19 protein-coding genes are annotated in these 17,706 nt (G+C 68.0%); 13 read left to right on the top strand and 6 right to left on the bottom strand.

The features are described from left to right. The first annotated feature begins 58 nt into the window (after positions 1 to 58). The 12 genes from frr (at position 59) to VI08_RS06100 (ending at position 12,080) form a co-directional block, all read left to right on the top strand. Positions 59 to 616: a ribosome recycling factor gene (gene frr, locus VI08_RS06155; RefSeq protein ID WP_045828684.1), complete on the top strand. Its 558-nt coding sequence runs from the start codon at positions 59 to 61 to the stop codon at positions 614 to 616. A gap of 22 nt (positions 617 to 638) precedes the next feature. After that, entirely contained in the window at positions 639 to 1,376 is a 738-nt protein-coding gene (gene uppS / locus VI08_RS06150) for a polyprenyl diphosphate synthase (RefSeq protein ID WP_045828683.1), read from the top strand. Positions 1,377 to 1,388: 12 nt separating this feature from the next. Beyond that, positions 1,389 to 2,207 (top strand): phosphatidate cytidylyltransferase, encoded by an 819-nt coding sequence (locus VI08_RS06145; RefSeq protein ID WP_045828682.1) that lies wholly within the window; start codon positions 1,389 to 1,391, stop codon positions 2,205 to 2,207. Positions 2,208 to 2,216: 9 nt separating this feature from the next. After that, positions 2,217 to 3,395, top strand: a complete 1,179-nt coding sequence (locus VI08_RS06140) for a 1-deoxy-D-xylulose-5-phosphate reductoisomerase (RefSeq protein ID WP_084621300.1) — start codon at positions 2,217 to 2,219, stop codon at positions 3,393 to 3,395. A gap of 43 nt (positions 3,396 to 3,438) precedes the next feature. Continuing rightward, positions 3,439 to 4,782, top strand: coding sequence for an RIP metalloprotease RseP (gene rseP, locus VI08_RS06135; protein ID WP_045828680.1), 1,344 nt, complete (start codon positions 3,439 to 3,441; stop codon positions 4,780 to 4,782). Between the two features lie 141 nt (positions 4,783 to 4,923). Continuing rightward, a complete protein-coding gene (gene bamA, locus VI08_RS06130) occupies positions 4,924 to 7,368 on the top strand; it encodes an outer membrane protein assembly factor BamA (protein ID WP_045828679.1) in 2,445 nt (814 codons plus the stop codon). Positions 7,369 to 7,490: 122 nt separating this feature from the next. Next, positions 7,491 to 8,519: a UDP-3-O-(3-hydroxymyristoyl)glucosamine N-acyltransferase gene (gene lpxD / locus VI08_RS06125; protein ID WP_045828678.1), complete on the top strand. Its 1,029-nt coding sequence runs from the start codon at positions 7,491 to 7,493 to the stop codon at positions 8,517 to 8,519. Continuing rightward, the gene (fabZ, locus tag VI08_RS06120) at positions 8,516 to 8,989 is read left to right on the top strand and encodes a 3-hydroxyacyl-ACP dehydratase FabZ (protein WP_045828677.1); all 474 of its coding nucleotides are present in this window, start codon (positions 8,516 to 8,518) and stop codon (positions 8,987 to 8,989) included. The genes lpxD and fabZ overlap by 4 nt, the downstream gene beginning before the upstream one ends. After that, positions 8,986 to 9,759: an acyl-ACP--UDP-N-acetylglucosamine O-acyltransferase gene (gene lpxA, locus VI08_RS06115; RefSeq protein WP_045828676.1), complete on the top strand. Its 774-nt coding sequence runs from the start codon at positions 8,986 to 8,988 to the stop codon at positions 9,757 to 9,759. The genes fabZ and lpxA overlap by 4 nt, the downstream gene beginning before the upstream one ends. After that, on the top strand, positions 9,756 to 10,952 hold the full coding sequence (lpxB, locus tag VI08_RS06110; RefSeq protein ID WP_045828675.1) for a lipid-A-disaccharide synthase: 1,197 nt from the start codon (positions 9,756 to 9,758) through the stop codon (positions 10,950 to 10,952). The genes lpxA and lpxB overlap by 4 nt, the downstream gene beginning before the upstream one ends. Then, the gene (gene rnhB / locus VI08_RS06105) at positions 10,942 to 11,595 is read left to right on the top strand and encodes a ribonuclease HII (RefSeq protein WP_045828674.1); all 654 of its coding nucleotides are present in this window, start codon (positions 10,942 to 10,944) and stop codon (positions 11,593 to 11,595) included. The genes lpxB and rnhB overlap by 11 nt, the downstream gene beginning before the upstream one ends. A 119-nt stretch (positions 11,596 to 11,714) precedes the next feature. After that, positions 11,715 to 12,080 (top strand): hypothetical protein, encoded by a 366-nt coding sequence (locus tag VI08_RS06100; RefSeq protein WP_045828673.1) that lies wholly within the window; start codon positions 11,715 to 11,717, stop codon positions 12,078 to 12,080. Positions 12,081 to 12,178: 98 nt separating this feature from the next. On the opposite strand, the gene VI08_RS06095 is transcribed toward VI08_RS06100, so the two are convergent. Genes VI08_RS06095 through moaA form a run of 5 tightly spaced genes read right to left on the bottom strand, consistent with a single transcriptional unit; the run spans position 12,179 to position 16,036 of the window. Next, complete coding sequence (locus VI08_RS06095; protein WP_045828672.1) at positions 12,179 to 13,369, bottom strand: molybdopterin molybdotransferase MoeA; 1,191 nt, start codon at positions 13,367 to 13,369, stop codon at positions 12,179 to 12,181. Between the two features lies 1 nt (position 13,370). After that, complete coding sequence (moaCB, locus tag VI08_RS06090) at positions 13,371 to 14,309, bottom strand: bifunctional molybdenum cofactor biosynthesis protein MoaC/MoaB (protein WP_045828671.1); 939 nt, start codon at positions 14,307 to 14,309, stop codon at positions 13,371 to 13,373. Next, the gene (locus VI08_RS06085; RefSeq protein ID WP_045828670.1) at positions 14,306 to 14,791 is read right to left on the bottom strand and encodes a molybdenum cofactor biosynthesis protein MoaE; all 486 of its coding nucleotides are present in this window, start codon (positions 14,789 to 14,791) and stop codon (positions 14,306 to 14,308) included. The genes moaCB and VI08_RS06085 overlap by 4 nt, the downstream gene beginning before the upstream one ends. 3 nt (positions 14,792 to 14,794) lie before the next feature. Further along, positions 14,795 to 15,046, bottom strand: coding sequence for a MoaD/ThiS family protein (locus VI08_RS06080; RefSeq protein ID WP_052697716.1), 252 nt, complete (start codon positions 15,044 to 15,046; stop codon positions 14,795 to 14,797). A gap of 15 nt (positions 15,047 to 15,061) precedes the next feature. Next, entirely contained in the window at positions 15,062 to 16,036 is a 975-nt protein-coding gene (gene moaA, locus VI08_RS06075) for a GTP 3',8-cyclase MoaA (protein ID WP_198148851.1), read from the bottom strand. Between the two features lie 246 nt (positions 16,037 to 16,282). Between moaA and VI08_RS06070 the strand changes: the two genes are divergently transcribed. Beyond that, positions 16,283 to 16,696: an HU family DNA-binding protein gene (locus VI08_RS06070; protein ID WP_045828668.1), complete on the top strand. Its 414-nt coding sequence runs from the start codon at positions 16,283 to 16,285 to the stop codon at positions 16,694 to 16,696. 340 nt (positions 16,697 to 17,036) lie between these two features. Here the strand turns inward: VI08_RS06070 and VI08_RS06065 are convergent, their stop codons facing one another. Further along, positions 17,037 to 17,579, bottom strand: coding sequence for an REP-associated tyrosine transposase (locus VI08_RS06065; RefSeq protein ID WP_428992134.1), 543 nt, complete (start codon positions 17,577 to 17,579; stop codon positions 17,037 to 17,039). Between the last annotated feature and the right edge of the window lie 127 nt (positions 17,580 to 17,706).

Below are 17,706 nucleotides of genomic sequence, written 5' to 3'. Positions count from 1 at the left end.
CCGCCCACGGCCGCCCTGCTATACTCGCCTGCTGACCTGATCCACCGGAAAACCGCCCATGATCAACGACATCAAGAAAGATGCTGAGACCCGCATGGGCAAGAGCATCGATTCGCTCAAGCACGACCTGAAGTCCATTCGCACCGGTCGCGCCAACCCGTCGATCCTCGAGAACATCAAGGTCCCGTACTACGGCACGGATACCCCGCTCGCGCAGGTGGCCAACGTCACGACGCCCGATGCCCGCTCGCTGTCGGTGAAGCCGTTCGACAAGGCCATGATCGGCCCGATCGAAAAGGCCATCATGGCGTCCGACCTGGGCATCACGCCCACCACCATGGGCATGGATATCCGCCTGAACTTCCCGCCCCCGACCGAGGAGCGCCGCAAGGAGCTCGCCAAGACCGTGGGCAAGGAAGGCGAGCAGGCCAAGATCGCCATTCGCAACGTGCGCCGCGACGCCATCCAGCATGTCGACAAGCTGCTGAAGGACAAGGCCGTGACGGAAGACGACAAGAAGCGCGCCGACGACGATATCCAGAAGCTCACCGACAAGTTCATCAAGGAAGTGGACGACGTCGTCAAGGAAAAGGAAAAGGAGCTGATGGCGCTCTGACGCGCCATCGGTGCCCCGCCCCATGGCCGCGAAACCCGACGCCCGGGTTCCCCGCCACATCGCCATCGTCATGGATGGCAACGGCCGTTGGGCGAAGCAGCGGCTTCGCCCGCGGACGTTCGGCCACCATGCGGGCCAGAAGGCCGTCCGCGAGGCCGTCGAGTTCTGCCTGCGCCGCGGCGTCGCATCGCTCACGCTGTTCGCTTTCTCCAGCGAGAACTGGGCCCGCCCCGAGGGCGAGGTATCCGCGCTGATGGAGCTCTTCCTGAAGGCGATCGACCGCGAAGTAGCCGAGCTGGACGGCAATGGCGTCCGCATCCGCTTCGTGGGCGATCTCGACGCGTTCGCACCCGCGCTGCGCCAGCGCATGCTGGGGGCCATGGACCGCACGGCCGGCAACACCGCGCTGAACCTCAACGTGGCAGTGAACTACGGCGGCCGCTGGGATATCGCGCGCGCCGCGCGCCTGGCCGCCGAGGCCGCCGCCCGGGGCGAGTTCCCACTGGCCGACCTGGACGAGCAACGCGTCCAGGCCTACACCTGCCTCGCGGACCAGCCGCCGCTCGACCTATTCATCCGCACCGGCGGCGAACGTCGCGTCAGCAATTTCCTGCTCTGGCAGCTTGCCTACGCCGAGCTCTACTTCACCGACACCCTGTGGCCAGACGTCGACCAGGCAAGCTTGGACGAGGCGCTGGAAGACTATGCCCGCCGTGAGCGCCGCTATGGCCGCACGGGCGAGCAGGTCGCCACGGGCTAACGCCAGGCCCCCATGCTGAAGCAACGCGTCATCACCGCGGCGATCCTCCTTCCGGTTGTCCTCGCCCTTATCCTGCTGCCACCCACGGGCTTCTTCGCTGCCGTGGTCGCCATCGTCTTCGTGGGCGCGGCATGGGAATGGGCGCAGCTGGCGGGCCTGCGCACGCCCGCGGGCCGCGCCCTCGTCGCCGCCGCCGCCGCCGTGGTGTTCCTGGTGCTGCTGCTGGTGCGCACGCACGGCCTGCTGGCCGCGCTCACCTTCGCCGGCGTGGCGTGGTGGGTGGCCTGCTGCTTCTGGCTGCGCCACTTCACGTTCGCCGCCGCGCCGAACAGCGAAAACCGCATGCTCAAGCTGGGCGCGGGCCTGCTGGTCATCGTGCCGGCGCTGGCCGCCGTCACCGACATGCACGCCAGCTTCCACGGCCACGGCTGGACCCTGCTCGCCCTCGTCATCGTGTGGGCCGCCGATACCGGCGCCTATTTCAGCGGCCGCTACTTCGGCCGTCGCAAGCTCGCGCCGCGCATCTCCCCAGGCAAGACCTGGGCTGGCGTCTACGGTGCCTTCGTGGCCGGTGGCCTCGTCGCCTTCGTGGGCGGGTGGCTGCTCGGCGTGGCCGACGGCGGCCAACTCGCCGGGCTCATCGTGCTGGGCGTGCTCACCGTCGCGGTGGCCGTCGTGGGCGATCTCTTCGAGAGCCTGATGAAACGGCACGCCTCGGTGAAGGACTCCGGCCACCTGTTCCCCGGCCATGGCGGCCTGCTCGACCGCCTCGACAGCGTCTTCGCCGCCCTGCCCATCTTCGCGGCAGGCAAGCTGATCCTGGGCCTGTAAGCCATGGGAATCCGCCAGGTAGGGGTCCTGGGTGCCACCGGCTCGATCGGCACCAGCACGCTCGACGTCATCGCGCGCCACCCCGACCGCTTCCGCGCCAGCGTACTGGTGGCGAACCGCGGCACCGAGGCCCTGGCGGCGCTCTGCGTACGCTTCCGGCCTGATCTCGCGATCGTCGCCGACCCCTCGATGGAAGCCGACCTGGCCCGCCGCCTCGCCGCCGCGGGGGTCGCCTGCGCCGTCGCCTCGGGGCCCGAGGCCGTCACGGCGGCCGCCGCCGGCCCGCTGTGCGATACGGTGGTGGCCGCCATCGTCGGCGCCGCGGGGCTCGATTCCACGCTCGCGGCAGCGCGCGCTGGCAAGCGCCTGCTGCTGGCCAACAAGGAATCGATCGTGATGGGCGGCGAACTGCTGCTCGGGGCGCTGCGCGAAGGCGGTGGCGACCTGATCCCCGTCGACTCCGAGCACAACGCCATCTTCCAGTGCCTGCCCGGCGGGCGCCCCGCGCTGGGGCCGGCCGGCGTGCGCCGGCTCATCCTCACAGCCAGCGGCGGCCCGTTCCGCGGCCGCACGCGCGCGCAGCTGGGCCAGGTCACGCCCGACGAGGCCTGCGCCCACCCCAAGTGGTCGATGGGGCGCAAGATCTCGGTCGATTCGGCCACGCTGATGAACAAGGGCCTCGAGGTCATCGAGGCGCACCACCTGTTTGGCGCGCCCGCCGATGCCATCGAAGTGGTGGTCCACCCGCAGAGCCTTGTCCACTCGATGGTCGATTACGTCGACGGCTCGGTGCTGGCCCAGCTGGGCAACCCCGACATGCGCACGGCCATCGCCTGCGCGCTGGCCTACCCTGAACGCATCGGGGCCGGCGTGGCGCCGCTGGACCTGGCCGCCCACGCCCGCCTCGATTTCGAAACGCCCGACCTGGACACCTTCCGCTGCCTGGCGCTCGCTTTCGAGGCGCTCCGGGCCGGGGGCGATGCCACGGCCATCCTGAACGCCGCCAACGAGGTCGCCGTCGAGGCCTTCCTCGCTGGCACCCTGCCCTTCCTGGGCATCGCGGAGGTGGTCGAGCGCGTCCTTGAGGAACTGCCGGCCCATCCCGTGGTCGATGTCCAGACGCTGGTGGGGCGCGACGCCGAGGCCCGGCGGGCCGCCCGGGGCGTGCTCCACCGCGCTTACTGCTAAACTCGTTCCACCCAAACGTTTTTTTTCGAGACCCGCCTCCCTGATGAGCCCCTTCCTCGGTTCCGTGTTCTGGCTGCTGGTGACGCTAGGCGTCCTGGTGACCTTCCACGAATTCGGCCACTACTGGGTCGCGCGCCGCTGCGGCGTGCGCGTCCTGCGCTTCTCGGTGGGCTTCGGCCGGCCGCTGTGGCGCCGTGTCGCGAAGGACGGTACCGAATACCAGGTCGCGGCCATCCCGCTGGGCGGCTACGTGAAGATGCTCGACGCGCGCGAGGGCGACGTGCCCGAGGCCGAGCGCGGCCAGGAGTTCACCGGCAAGTCGGTCTGGAAACGCATCGCCATCGTCGCCGCGGGCCCCGTGTTCAACCTCGTGTTCACCGTCGTCGCGTTCTGGGCCATGTTCATCGTGGGCCGGCCCGATGTCGCGCCCATCATCACGGCCGCGCAGGGTTCGCCAGCCGCCGTCGCCGGCATCCACCCGGGCGACCGCCTGCTCGCGGTCGACGGCACGCCCGTCACCACGTGGAGCGATGCCACCGACGTGCTCTTCAACGGCCTGCTCGGCAACGAGCCGGTACCGGTGCACGTGCGCGACACGGGGGGCACCGAGCGCAACGTGGTGCTGCCCATCCAGTCCCTGGCCTTCGGCGACGCCGGCAAGCGCTTCAAGGAGCTGGGCCTCGACCTGCAGCCGCCGCCGGCCGTCGTCCGCGAGGTGGTGCCGGGCGACCCGGCCGCCGCCGCGGGCCTGCGCCCGGGCGACCTCATCACCACGGTCAATGGCAAGGCGGTGGCCGATTTCGCCGCGTTTACCAAGCTGGTTCAGGACGAAGCCGCCAAATCGCCGAAGCTCGCCCTTGGCGTGCAGCGCGACGGCAAGGCCACGGCGGTCGACCTCACGGCCCGCATGGCGTCCGAGCGCGGCCAGCCCACGCGCTGGCTCATCGGCATCGCCGGCCAGCCGCTCGAGGTGGCCACGCTGCGCTACGGGCCCGTCCGCGCCTTCACCGAGTCGCTGTCGGCCACCTGGAACGGCACCACCTCCACCCTGGGCATGATCGGGAAAATGCTCTCGGGCGAGGCCTCGGCCAAGAACATTTCCGGCGTCATCGGCATCGCGCAGGTGGCCAACAGCGCGGCCAACCAGGGCCTGGGCTGGTTCCTCAACTTCCTGGCGCTGGTGTCGCTCAGCCTCGCCATCTTGAACCTCCTGCCCATCCCCGTCTTGGACGGCGGACACCTGCTGTATTACCTTATTGAGTTGGTCAAAGGCAGCCCGGTCAGCGAACGCACCATGATCGCCGGCCAGTACGTCGGGCTCGCCTTGCTGTTTACCCTGATGGGGTTGGCGTTTTTCAACGACATCCAGCGAATGCTCGTCTCGTGACGGGGGCGAATCCGTTTTTTCCGGGCCATGGGTACCAGTCTGCCCATGGCCGAACGATGGCTGGCATGAGCCCGCCACGTGCACCTCTTCGGTTGCCGGCCTCGTCCGCCGGCAACTGGACTTAACCCATTGGAATCGACGATGAAGCGTATCGCCGCCCTGATCCTGCTCGCCTCCCTGTCCGCCAATGCGCTTGCCTTCGAGCCGTTTGTCGTTTCCGATATCCGTATCGATGGCCTTACCCGCATTGCGCAAGGCACGGTGCTGAGCTACCTGCCGATCGAAAAGGGCGACACCCTCAGCGACGAGAAGGCCCAGGCCGCCATCCGCGCCCTTTACCAGACCAAGTTCTTCAGCGATGTCGAAGTCGACCGCGAGGGCAGCATCCTGGTCATCAAGGTCGTGGAGCGCCCGGCCATCGCCAAGCTCACGTTGCGCGGCAACAAGGACATCAAGGAAGACGACCTGCGCAAGGGCCTGAAGGAGATCGGCCTGGCCGAGGGTGAAACCTTCGACCGCCTCTCGCTCGACCGCGTGCAGCAGGAACTCATCCGCCAGTACTACAACCGCGGCAAGTACAACGTTTCGGTCGACCCGCACGTTGTCCAGCTCGACCGCAACCGCGTCTCCATCGACATCGAGATCCGCGAAGGCAAGGCCGCCAAGATCAAGGAAATCAACGTCGTCGGCAACAAGGCGTTCACCGACAAGGAAATCCGCGACGGCTTCGAGTCCAACACCTCGAACTGGCTGTCGTGGTACTCGAAGGACGACCAGTACTCGCGCGAGAAGCTCTCGGGCGACCTGGAAAAACTCAGCAACTACTACATGAACCGCGGCTACGCCGATTTCGGCATCGATTCCACGCAGGTGGCGATCAGCCCGGACAAGCGCGCCATGTACGTCGACGCCAGCGTCAAGGAAGGCGAGGTCTACACCGTTTCCGACGTGAAGCTGCTGGGCGACCTCATCCTGCCGGAAGAAACCCTGCGCAAGCTGGTGTACATCCACAAGGGCGATACGTTCAACCGTGCCGCCATCGAAGCCTCCAGCGACGCGATCAAGGCCATCCTCGCCAACATCGGCTACGCCTTCGCCAAGGTCACGCCGGTGCCGAAGCTGGACAAGGACAAGCGCACGGCCGACCTCACCCTGTTCATCGAGCCGGGCAAGCGCGTCTACGTGCGCCGCGTGGTGTTCCAGGGCAACACCCGCACCGAGGACGAAGTGCTGCGCCGTGAAATGCGCCAGCTCGAGGGCGCCTGGTATTCGCAGGGCGCCATCGACCGCTCGAAGACCCGCCTGCAGCGCCTCGGTTACTTCAAGACCGTCGACATCGACAAGCAGCTCGTGCCCGGCACCGTCGACCAGGTCGACCTCACCGCCAAGGTCGAGGAACAGTCGGCCGGCTCGCTCATGTTCGGCGTGGGTTACTCGCAGTACTCCGGCATCATCCTGTCGGCGTCGGTTTCGCAGAACAACTTCCTGGGCACGGGTGACCGCTTCTCGATCGGCGCGGAAACCAGCACGTACTACAAGCGCGTCAACGCGAGCTACGTGAACCCGTACCTCACCGACTCGGGCATCGCGCTGGGCTACAACCTGGGCTACAGCAAGCTCGATTACGGCGATACCGACCTCGCGAACTACACCTACAGCACCAAGTCGTTCGAGACCACGCTGTCGTTCCCGATCACGGACTTCGACTCGCTCTCGACCAGCCTGGGCATCAGCTCCAACCTCATCAACAGCTCGTTCTACACGCCGCAGGAACTCATCGCGTACCAGGATGCCCTGGGCAACAAGACGATCCACTCGTGGACATCGAGCCTGGGCTATACGCACGACACCCGCAACAGCTACTGGGCGCCCACCCGCGGCGGCCAGCTGTCGCTGAACGTCTCCGGCGCGCTGCCGGGTTCCACGGTGCAGTACTACAAGATCTTCGGCGAAGCCAATCACTATTGGCCCATTGGCAAGGGCTTCGTGCTCTACCTCGATGGCCAGGTGGGTTACGGCAAGACCTACGGCCAGACGTACGACAACAACGGCTACCAGGTCGATCCGACCACGGGCCAGGTCGCGGTCGATGCGAACGGCAACCCGGTCACCCTTTATAAGAAGGGCGACAAGGTGCAGTTCCCGTTCTGGGAGAACTACTACGCCGGCGGTGTCCGCGACGTGCGCGGCTTCCAGGACAACACGCTGGGTCCCCGCCTGTGCGATGGCCGCAGCGCCAGCTCGATCCCCGACAGCAAGAACCGTTGCACGGGTGGCTACTACTCGTACGGCCAGCCCGTGGGTGGCGCGTTCAAGGTGCTCGGCACCGCGCAGGTGTTCCTGCCGCTGCCCTTCCTGAAGGACGTGAACACCGCCCGCGTCTCGTGGTTCGTCGACGTCGGCAACGTCTACAAGGATTACGGCTCGTTCGATGCCAGCGACCTGCGTGCCTCCACCGGCCTCTCGCTGCAGTGGCAGGCGCCGATCGGCCCGCTGATCATCAACTTCGCCGTGCCGTTCCGTAAGAAGGACGGCGACAACCGCTTCGTCGAGCGCATCCAGTTCACGTTCGGCAACCAATTCTAAAACCGCACCTGTGGGAGCGCACTTGTGCGCGAAAAGCCAACAGAGCGGTAAAGCGGTTCACTACAATCCCGGGGTGGCAGGTCAAAAGCCTCGCCACCCCTTTTCATTCAGGGAGCCTCCCCGTGACCGGCAACCCCCACTACACCCTGGCCGAGCTGGCCGAGCGCTTCGGCCTCGAGGCCCACGGCGACCCGGCCACCGTCGTCGACGGCGTCGGCACGCTCGGTACCGCGACGGCCACGCAGTTCACCTTCCTGTCCAACCCGAAATACACCTCGCAGCTGGCCACCACCCAGGCCGGCATCGTGGTGCTGAACGCCGATGCGCTGCCCCTGCGCAGCGGCGCCGCGTTGGTCGCGAAAGACCCCTACGTGGCCTATGCGCGCATCGCCGCCCTGTTCGAGCGGATGGCCGAGGCACCGCGTGGCATCCACGCCAGCGCCGTCGTGGCACCCTCGGCGCGCATCCACCCCACGGCCAGCATTGGCCCGTGCTGCGTCGTCGAAGACGGCGCGGTGGTGGACGAGAACGCCATCCTGGGCCCCCATTGCACCATCGGCCCTGGCTGCGTCGTGGGTGCCGGCTCGCGGCTCGTGGCCCGGGTGACGCTGGTCATCCGTGTCACCCTGGGCAAGCGCGTGCTGGTGCACCCGGGCGCGGTCATCGGCTCGGACGGCTTCGGCCTCGCCTTCGACCGCGACCACTGGGTGAAGCTGCCGCAGCTGGGCGGCGTGCGGATCGGCGACGACTGCGAAATCGGCGCCAATACCACCATCGACCGGGGCGCGCTGGAAGACACGGTGCTCGAGGACGACGTGCGCCTCGATAACCAGATCCAGATCGCCCATAACGTGCACATCGGGGCCCATACCGCCATGGCGGGCTGCTCCGCCGTGGCCGGTAGTGCCAAAATCGGCCGTTACTGCCTGATCGGGGGCAACGCGGGCATCCTCGGCCACCTCGAAGTGGCCGACCGGGTTACCATCACCGCGAAAAGCCTGGTCACGGCATCCATCCGCGAGCCAGGCGAGTACTCGTCGGGCTCCCCGCTGCAGGAAAACCGCCAGTGGCGGCGCAATGCGGCGCGAATGAAACACCTCGACGAGTTTGCGCGCCGCCTTTCGGCGCTGGAAAAGGACAAAGGGCAATGACCGATACGAAAGCTGCCGTGACCCTCCCGGTGGATGTTGAACAGATCCAGCGGCTCCTGCCGCACCGCTACCCGTTCCTCCTCGTCGATCGGGTGACGGAGATCGACCCGGGCAAGACCATCACGGCCATCAAGAACGTCACCATCAACGAGCCGTTCTTCCAGGGTCATTTCCCGGGCCACCCGGTGATGCCGGGCGTGCTCATCGTCGAAGCCATGGCCCAGACGGCCGGCCTGCTCACGCAGATCACCAGCCAGATGGACGGTGCCAGTGGCAGCCCGCTGTTCTACCTGGTGAAGGTGGATAACGCCCGCTTCTCGTCGGTGGTTTCCCCGGGCGACCAGCTGGTGATGAAGGTATCGCTCAAGCGCCTCATCCGCGGCATGGGCCTGTTCGAAGCCAAGGCCTACGTCGATGGCGAAGTGGCCGCCTGCTGCGAGCTGATGTGCGCCGCGAGGAACGACAAATGATCCACCCCACCGCGCAGATCGATCCGTCCGCGCGGATCGCGGACAACGTCAGCATTGGTGCCTACAGCATCATCGGTGCGGACGTGGTCGTCGGCGAAGGCACCAGCATCGGGCCGCACGTGGTGATCGAGGGCCCCACCGTCATCGGTCGCGACAACCGCATCATGCAGTTCGCCTCCATTGGCGGCCCGCCGCAGGACAAGAAGTGGCAGGGCGAGCGCACCGAGGTCATCATCGGCGACCGCAACCTCATCCGCGAGTTCGTCACGATCAACCGTGGCACGGGCGATGGCGGCGGCATCACCCGCATCGGCAACGACAACTGGCTGCTGGCTTACGTGCACGTGGCGCACGACTGCCAGGTAGGCAACCACGTGGTGTTCTCGAACTACTCCGCCCTGGCGGGCCACGCCGAGATCGGCGACTGGACCATCATGTCGGGCTACTCGGGCGTGCACCAGTTCTGCAAGGTGGGCGCGCACGCGTTCATCGGCATGGGCTGCCTCGTCGGTTCCGACGTACCGCCGTTCGTCATGATGGCCAACGAAACCCGCGGCCGTCCGCGCGGCATCAACAGCGAAGGCCTGAAGCGCCGTGGCTTCGACACCAGCCGCATCGCCGCCATCAAGCGCGCCTACCGCACGCTGTACATGGCCGGCCTGCCGCTTGCCGAGGCCCGCGAGCAGCTCGTCTCGCAGGCGGAAACCAGCGAGGACGTGCGCCAGATGCTCGAGTTCCTCGACCGCAGCGAGCGCTCGCTCGCCCGGTGACAGCCGTGCCTGCCTCCCCCACCATCGCGCTGGTCGCCGGTGAAGACTCCGGCGACCAGCTGGGTGCCGACCTGATCGACGCCCTGCGCATCCGCTACCCGGGCGCGCGCTTCGTCGGCATCGGCGGCCGCCGTATGGTGGCCCGCGGGTTCGACTCCTGGTTCGATATCCGCGAGCTTTCGGTGATGGGCTTCGCCGAGGTGGTGAAGCACCTGCCGCGCCTGCTCAGGCTGCGCAAGGCACTGGTGGGCCGCCTGCTTGCCGAGCGCCCCGACGTCACCATCGGCATCGATGCCCCCGACTTCAACCTGAGCGTGGAAAAGCGCCTCAAGGCCGCCGGGCTGCGCACGGTGCACTATGTCAGCCCCTCGGTGTGGGCGTGGCGCGAGAAGCGCGCGGAAAAAATCGGCCAGTCGGCCGACCGCGTGCTGTGCCTGTTCCCCATGGAGCCGCCGATCTACGCCAGGCATGGCGTGGACGCACGCTTCGTGGGCCATCCGCTCGCCGATACCTTCCCCATGGTCTCCGACCGCGCCGGCGCACGCGACGCGCTGGGCCTGCCGCACGATGCGCCGGTGCTGGCCGTGCTGCCCGGCAGCCGGCCCAGCGAGATCGAGCGCATCGGCGCCATCTTCATCGAAGCCGCCCGCCAGGTGGCCGGCGCCATGCCTGCCTTGCGCATCGTCGTGCCGGCCGCCAACGAACGCGTCCATGCGCGCCTCGCCCAGCTGCTGGCGGGTTTCCCGGGCACGCCGCCCTTGCTGACCGACGGGCATTCCCACGAGGCGATGCTGGCGGCCGACATGGTGCTGCTCGCCTCGGGCACGGCCACGCTAGAGGCCATGCTGGCCAAGCGGCCCATGGTGGTTGGCTACCGCGTCTCCCCCACCAGCTACCGCATCGCCAAGGCCATGCGCATGCTGAAAACCGACGTCTACAGCCTGCCCAACATCCTGGCCCGCGCGTGTGGCCTCGGCCGCAAGCTACTGGTGCCGGAGTTCATGCAGGACGCGTGCACGGCGGATAACCTCGCAGCCGCCACGCTCGCGATGCTTGGCGACAGTGAGCGCCGCGGCGGCATCGTCGCCGCGTTCGAATTCCTGCACCAGGCGTTGCGTGGCGGCCTCGAAGGCAAAGCCGCCGACCACGCCGCCGAAGCCATCGCCGACTTCGTGGCACCGCATGCCCCGTAAACCCAACGTCACCCGCCAGCTCGGCGCCGACCATGTCGTGGCCGGCGTGGACGAGGCAGGGCGCGGCCCGCTGGCCGGCCCGGTGGTGGTGGCCGCGGTGATCCTCGACCCGGCGCGCGCCATCCGTGGCCTCAACGACTCCAAGCAACTGGACGAAGCCACGCGCGAGAAGCTCTACGGCCGCATCGTGGAGCGCGCGCTGGCCTACGCCATCGTCTTCGTGGAACGCGAAGAGATCGACCGCATCAACATCTTCCAGGCCACCATGGCCGGCATGACGCGCGCCCTGCTCGGCCTGTCGGTCACGCCCACCATGGCCCTCGTCGATGGCAACCGCCTGCCCAGGGCCATGCCGTGCACGGGCCAGGCCGTCATCGGCGGCGACGCCACCGAGCCGGCCATCAGCGCCGCCTCCATCCTGGCCAAGGTCAGCCGCGACCGGCACATGAAGGCCCTCGACCAGGTACACCCGGGCTACGGCTTCGCGAAGCACAAGGGTTATGGCGTGCCCGAACACCTCGAGGCGCTGGGCCGCCTGGGCCCATGCGACGCCCACCGCCGCAGCTTCGCCCCTGTCAGGCGCTGGTACGAGCCCGAGGCCGTGGATGCGGCCATCGGCGACCTGTTCGCCGCCACTTTGTGACGCAGGTCACACTTTGCCGGTTTTGTGACAGAAGCCCTAAAGTCCCCGGCCACCCTGGCCGATAGCTGAGCTAACGCCCCCTTGTGGGCGTCCGCTTAGCCATTGAAACAGGGATCACCATGAAGAAGTTCGCCATCGCCGCCGTGCTGATGCTCGCCGCCCCGCTCTCCGCGCAGGCCGCGTGCGCCGCCAAGGATTTCGCCATCGACGGTTTCGCCGTGAAGCTGCAGCAGGGCTCCGGCCAGCCGCGTTTCAGCATGAAGGGCAACCTCGTCAACAAGTGCGGCGAAGCCGCCGCCGCGCAGATCCGCATCGACGCGAAGGACGCCTCGGGCAAGGTCATCGCCAGCAAGCAGGGCTGGCCGGCCGGCACCTCGAACATCGAGCCGGGCAAGAGCGTCGATTTCGACCTCGGCCGCCTCTTCCGCTACCAGCCGGACATGTCGGACTACACCGTCGTCGTTTCGGACGTGAAGGCCTGGTAATTCCCTTCGGGGTACCGGGTTGCCTGTGGGAGCGCGCTTGCGTGTTTACCCCCTCTTCGGGGGCGATCGCGCGCAAGCGCGCTCCCACATGTTTTTGTCTAGATCGGGATCCAGCGAACCTTGTCGCCCGCGGCGAACGCTTGTTCGCGCGAGGGTAGCCACACCAGCGCGTGGGCCGAGGCAAGGTTGCTGAGCATGTGCGATTCCTGCCGCGGCAACAGCCCCAGGCGCGCCGTGCCGTCATCCAGCGACATGCGCATCCGCACCAGCCTGTCGCGCTCGCTGTCGGCCTCTACAGGGCCATCCAGCACACCTTGCCGCCATGCGGGCCGCGCCGCCGTCTCGCCTTCCAGATGGCCAAGCACCGCACGCGCATGCACCGCCAGGCACACCAGCACCGCGGCCGGGTTGCCCGGCATGCCGAGCAGCACCGTGCCTTCGCGGGTGCCGAACCATAGCGGCTTGCCCGGCTTCTGTGCCACTTTCCAGAACACCTGGTGCACGCCGAGGCGATCGGCCACCGCGGGGACGTAGTCGCGATCGCCCACCGACACGCCGCCGCTCGTCACGACGAGGTCCGCGCTGTCGAGCGCCGCGCTCATCGCTTCTTCCAGCGCCGCCTCGTCATCGCGCACGTAGGCCACGACCGGTTCGCCATAGCCGTTCTCCACGAACCACGCGCGCAGCAGCGGGCCGTTGGCGTCATACACCTTCGCCGGCCCCAGCGCGTCGCCCACCTTCACCACCTCATCGCCCGTGACCAGCACGGCGACGCGGGGGCGGCGGTGGACATCCACGGCATCGACACCCGCCATGGCCATGGCCGCGAGGATGCCCGCGGTGACGCGCTGGCCCGCTTCCGCGATCACCGCACCTTCAACCAGTTCCTCGCCTTCGAAACGCACGCCCTCGCCCGGGGGCACCGCCGCACGGATGGCGATGGTGTCGCCCGCGCGATCGACGATCTCCTGCCGTGCCACGGCATCCGCGCCCACCGGCAGCATGCCGCCGGTGAGGATGCGCACCGCCTGCCCCGGGCCCACGCTGGCGCTGGCGGCTTCGCCCGCCGCCGTGCTGCCCACCAGCGTGAGCGGCCGCCCGGCGTCGGCGCTGCGGATCGCATACCCGTCGAGCGAACTCTGGGTGAAACGGGGTAGCGCGATGCGGGCCAGGGCGGGCTCGGCCAACACGGCGCCCAGTGCCAGTTCCAGTGGCACGCGCTGCATGCCCAGTGGCTGGACCACCTCCCGGTAGTGGCCAAAGGCGTCGGCCAGCGGCAGCAACGCCATGTCAGCCGGCCTCCCCGTAACCGCCGGGGTGCTTGCCGCCCGTGCGGCCCGTCTCGAGCAGGTGGACCAGGCCAGGCAGCGTGGCAGCCAGCGATTCGCTGGCACCCCCGCGACTGCCGGGGAACGTAAGGATCAGCGTATCGCCCGCGTAGCCCGCCACGCCACGCGACAGCATGGCGAACGGCATGCGCTGCTGGCCGAAGGCGCGGGCGGCTTCCATGATGCCGGGGATCTCCACGTCGAGCATCGGTTTCACCACGTCGACCGTGACATCGCGCGGGCCGAGCCCGGTACCGCCGACGGTGATGACGAGTTCCACCTTGCGCTCGCGCAGGCTGAGCAACGCGTTGCCCAGCAGGTGCGGGTCATCGGGCAGCACGGTGTACTCGATGGGCGCGAAGCCGGCGGCGCCGAGCGCGTCGCGGACATGCGCCCCCGCGGTATCCGGCTTGGCGCCGGAGGCCACCGTGTCGGAGAGCACCAGCACCGCGGCGCTGCGCGCCGCGCTGAGCGTACGGCGATAGTGCGACTTGCCACCGAGCTTGCGCTCGAGCCGGCAGTCGTCGATATGCAGTTCCTCGGGTTCCGCGTAAGGCTTGAGCATGTCGTACAGCGTCAGCGCCGCGAGGCTGGCGGCGGTGAGCGCCTCCATTTCCACGCCGGTGGGCCCGATGGTCTCCACCTGCGCGACGACGCGCACCGACGCCTCGGCCAGTTCGTAGGTGATATCCGCGCGATGGATCGGCAGCGGGTGGCACAGCGGGATCAGCTCATCGGTGCGCTTGGCGGCGAGGATGCCGGCCACGCGCGCGGTTTTCAGCGCGTCGCCTTTCTCCGTCTCGCCGCTGCGCAGCAGCGCGATGCAGTGCGGCGGCGCGTGGAGCGTAGCGGTGGCGCGCGCGATGCGCTTTGAATCCGGTTTCTGGCTGACGTCTTTCATCCGTGGCTCGCGTGCGAGGGGTGGCCGTGCGCGTGCGGCGTGGCGCCGTCGAGGTCGTCGCGGATGCAGCAACCTTCGACGAAGGCGCTGCTGCCGTCGGCGTAGAACTCTTCTTTCCAGATGGGCGCGGTGTGCTTCACCGCGTCGACCGCATGGCGGCAGGCCTCGAAGGCCTCCGCGCGGTGCGCCGCGCGTACCACGCAGGCGATAGCGGTATCGCCGATGGCAAGGTCGCCCAGGCGGTGCACGATACGCACGTAGGGCACGTTGTAGCGGCGCCGCGTCGCGTCCTCCACCTCGCGGATCACCTTTTCAGCGAGCGGCTCGTGCGCGGTGTAGGCAAGATGCGTCACCCCGCGGCCTTCGTGGTGGTCGCGTACCGTGCCGACAAAGAGCGCGAGCCCACCGCAATCAGGGTGCGCATCGAGCTCGAGCAATGGCTCGATGGCGATGGGCGTGTGCGAGAGCACCGGATGGGCCATGGCTCAGCCCCCCGCCACGGGCGGCAGCAGCGCCAGGCGCCCATCGGCCGGCATGGCATCGGCGCGCCGCACGATGGTGTCGCCGGCGACGCACGCGCACCGATCGAGCGACGCGGCCAGTTCGGGTTTCGCACGCGCCAGCAGGGCGACGGCATCGGCCACCGTCACGATGCCGGTGCCCGCGTCGAGGCGGACTTCGCGCGCGCCGGCCAGCCGCGCCAGGTTGGCATAGAGTTCGAAGGTAATCGCGGTCATGAGTTCCCGGGCGGGTCAGCCGCCCATCGCATGCATGGTGATGGGCCGGTCCACGGGGCCGGGATGCGCGGCGTACCCGGCGTCCTTCAGCCATACGGCCCGGCGGATGGTGGTGTTGAGCTCGTCGTCGCCCGCACCGTCGCGCATGCGCGCGCCCAGCGGCGTGCCCACTGCCGAAAACAGGCACGTGAACAGCTCGCCCGTGGCCGTGATGCGCAAGCGGTCGCAGCTGGCGCAAAACGGGTGCGAGACGGTGGAGATGATGCCCAGCGGGTAATGGCCGTCCACGCGGTAGGGCGATGCCGGGTCGTTGCCGCGCGGCAAGGCTTCCACCGCGTGGCGTTCGCCGATGGCCGCGAGCATCTCGGCCTCGGTGACCACCGCGCCCCGTTGCCACTGGCCCGGGGCATCGAGCGGCATGTACTCGATGAAACGCAGCGGCAGCCCCTGCTGCATGGCCCATTCCAGCAGCGGCACCACCTGGGTGTCGTTGCCTCCGCGCACGACCACGGCGTTGAGTTTCACGGCTGCGCCCGCGTCTGCCAAGGCGCGGATGCCGTCGAGCACGGGGGCCACCTCGCGCTTTGTCAGCGCGCGGAACGCGGCCGGGTCGACCGCGTCGAGGCTGACGTTGAAATCATCGATGCCGGCCGCGACGAGGGCAGCCGCCACGGGTGCGATGCGCGACGCGTTGGTGGTCATGGAAAGCCGACGCAGGCCGCGCTCGCGCAGGCTGTCGATGGCGCGCACGCATTCGACCAGGTCGCGGCGCAGCAGCGGTTCGCCGCCGGTGAGGCGGATCTGGTCGATGCCCGCGTCCACGAACAGGCCGGCCAGGCGCAGGATCTCGCCGCGCCCGAGCAGGCTGGCGCGCGGCAACCAGGCCGGGTGCTCGGGCATGCAGTACGTACAGCGGAAATTGCAGCGATCCGTAAGGGATACGCGCAGCTTGCGCTTGGTACGGCCGTGGCTGTCGATCAGGGCGGGCATGGCGCACATCGTGCCAGAGAACACGTGCACGCGCCTTGAAGCGATTCGCCAAAACCCTGCCCGAAAGGCATGGCCGGGCGGGGTTTTTCCGCAGCGCGTCACGCGACCCCTTAAAAAAAGATGCATCGGATGCGAAAAAACTTCGCGGACCCTATTTTCAGCGGACCAAAGCAACGCTAGAGTGAGTCGCCCGCTGGGCACCGGCCTCCAGGGCCGCCTCTTTCGATCCAAGTGACAAGGAATATCATGGCCACGACCAAAAAAACGGCGGCGAAGAAGGCCGCTGCCAAGGCTCCCGCCAAGGCTGCCAAGGCTGTAAAAGCCACCAAGGCTCCCGCCGCGCTGAAGCCGATCAAGGATCCGTTTTCGAAGTCCTCGCTCGTCTCGCACATCGTCGAGCAGAGCGGTGTTGATTCCAAGAGCGTGAAGGCCGTCCTGGCCTCGCTCGAAGGCGCCATCAGCGCCTCGGTCCACAAGAAGGGCGCGGGCACGTTCACGCTGCCGGGCCTCCTCAAGATCACGTCCGTTGCGGTGGCTGCCAAGCCGAAGCGCAAGGGCAAGGATCCGTTCACGGGTGAAGAGCGCTGGTTCGCTGCCAAGCCCGCCTCGGTGAAGGTCAAGGTCCGTCCGCTCAAGAAGCTGAAGGACGCCGCCGCCTGATCCCCTGCGGCGGTATAAACCGCCGCGGATCGACGAGGTACCCAAAAGCCCCCGCCCCTGGCGGGGGCTTTTTTGTGCCGATACCAACGGCATCCCATGCCCCACGGGATCCACCTGAATTGTGGAAGCCAACTGACTTGTGGGAGCCAGCTTGCTGGCGATGCTCTTTGATCGGTTCATCCGCTGTCGCGAATGCATGTTTCCAGCGGCTTGCGCCGCCTTAGGCTGGCCGGCTTTCGGCAGTCGGGGGCGGGCAGGCCCTTGGGGCCGCCAGTCGCGGACCTTCGGACCGGGCCGTAGTGCCGCTGTCGCGACAACCTACCGCTTGGCGGCCCTCCGCTCATGTCGGCCCCAAGGGCCTGCCCGCCCCCGAGTCGATGCGCCTGGTGTCGTGGGGCACAAGCCGGTGCTGCGTTGTGCCACGCTCGTTCATCCACACCGCGTTCCAGTACGGGTAGAGGCCGACGTGCGAGACGAGACCGGCGCGCACGGCGTTGGCCACGACGAACCGTGCCACCGCCCGGGCGTCGGCATCCCTCGCCAGGACCCGATCCTGGAACGCGCGCTGCCAAAGCGGGAATGTGCGCCCTTGTGCACGTAGGGCACGGGTCATTCGCGATCGTGCGCGTGCGAGGACCTTTGATAGCTCGACGTCATCCAGCCGGATCAATACATGGAGATGATCGGGCATCAGGATCCACGCAAGACATTGGGCACGTCTCCACGTCTTATGCGAATGGATGATGCGGGAGGCCGCGCGCGCGGCACGATAGTCACCGAAGATCGGCGCGCGATTCCAGGTCACGAAGGTCACCAGATGGATCGGCCCGGCCCCGGACACCCGCTTACTCCAAGATGGAATTTGGCCGCTCTCGCACGTCATGCGATGAAGCATGGCGAATGCCGTGCCCTAAACCGATCGGCGCAGGGCGCGTCGATCCGTAAGGTAACGCCTCGGGGCACGCGCTTTTGCCCCACGAAACGAAGCGCGTGGACTCGGTGGCGGGTGG

The organism is Luteibacter yeojuensis (genome assembly GCF_000964085.1).
In the GTDB taxonomy this organism is placed as follows: domain Bacteria; phylum Pseudomonadota; class Gammaproteobacteria; order Xanthomonadales; family Rhodanobacteraceae; genus Luteibacter; species Luteibacter yeojuensis_A.
The sequence above is the reverse complement of the archived record's forward strand: the minus strand, read 5'-3'. Positions and strand labels throughout refer to the sequence as shown.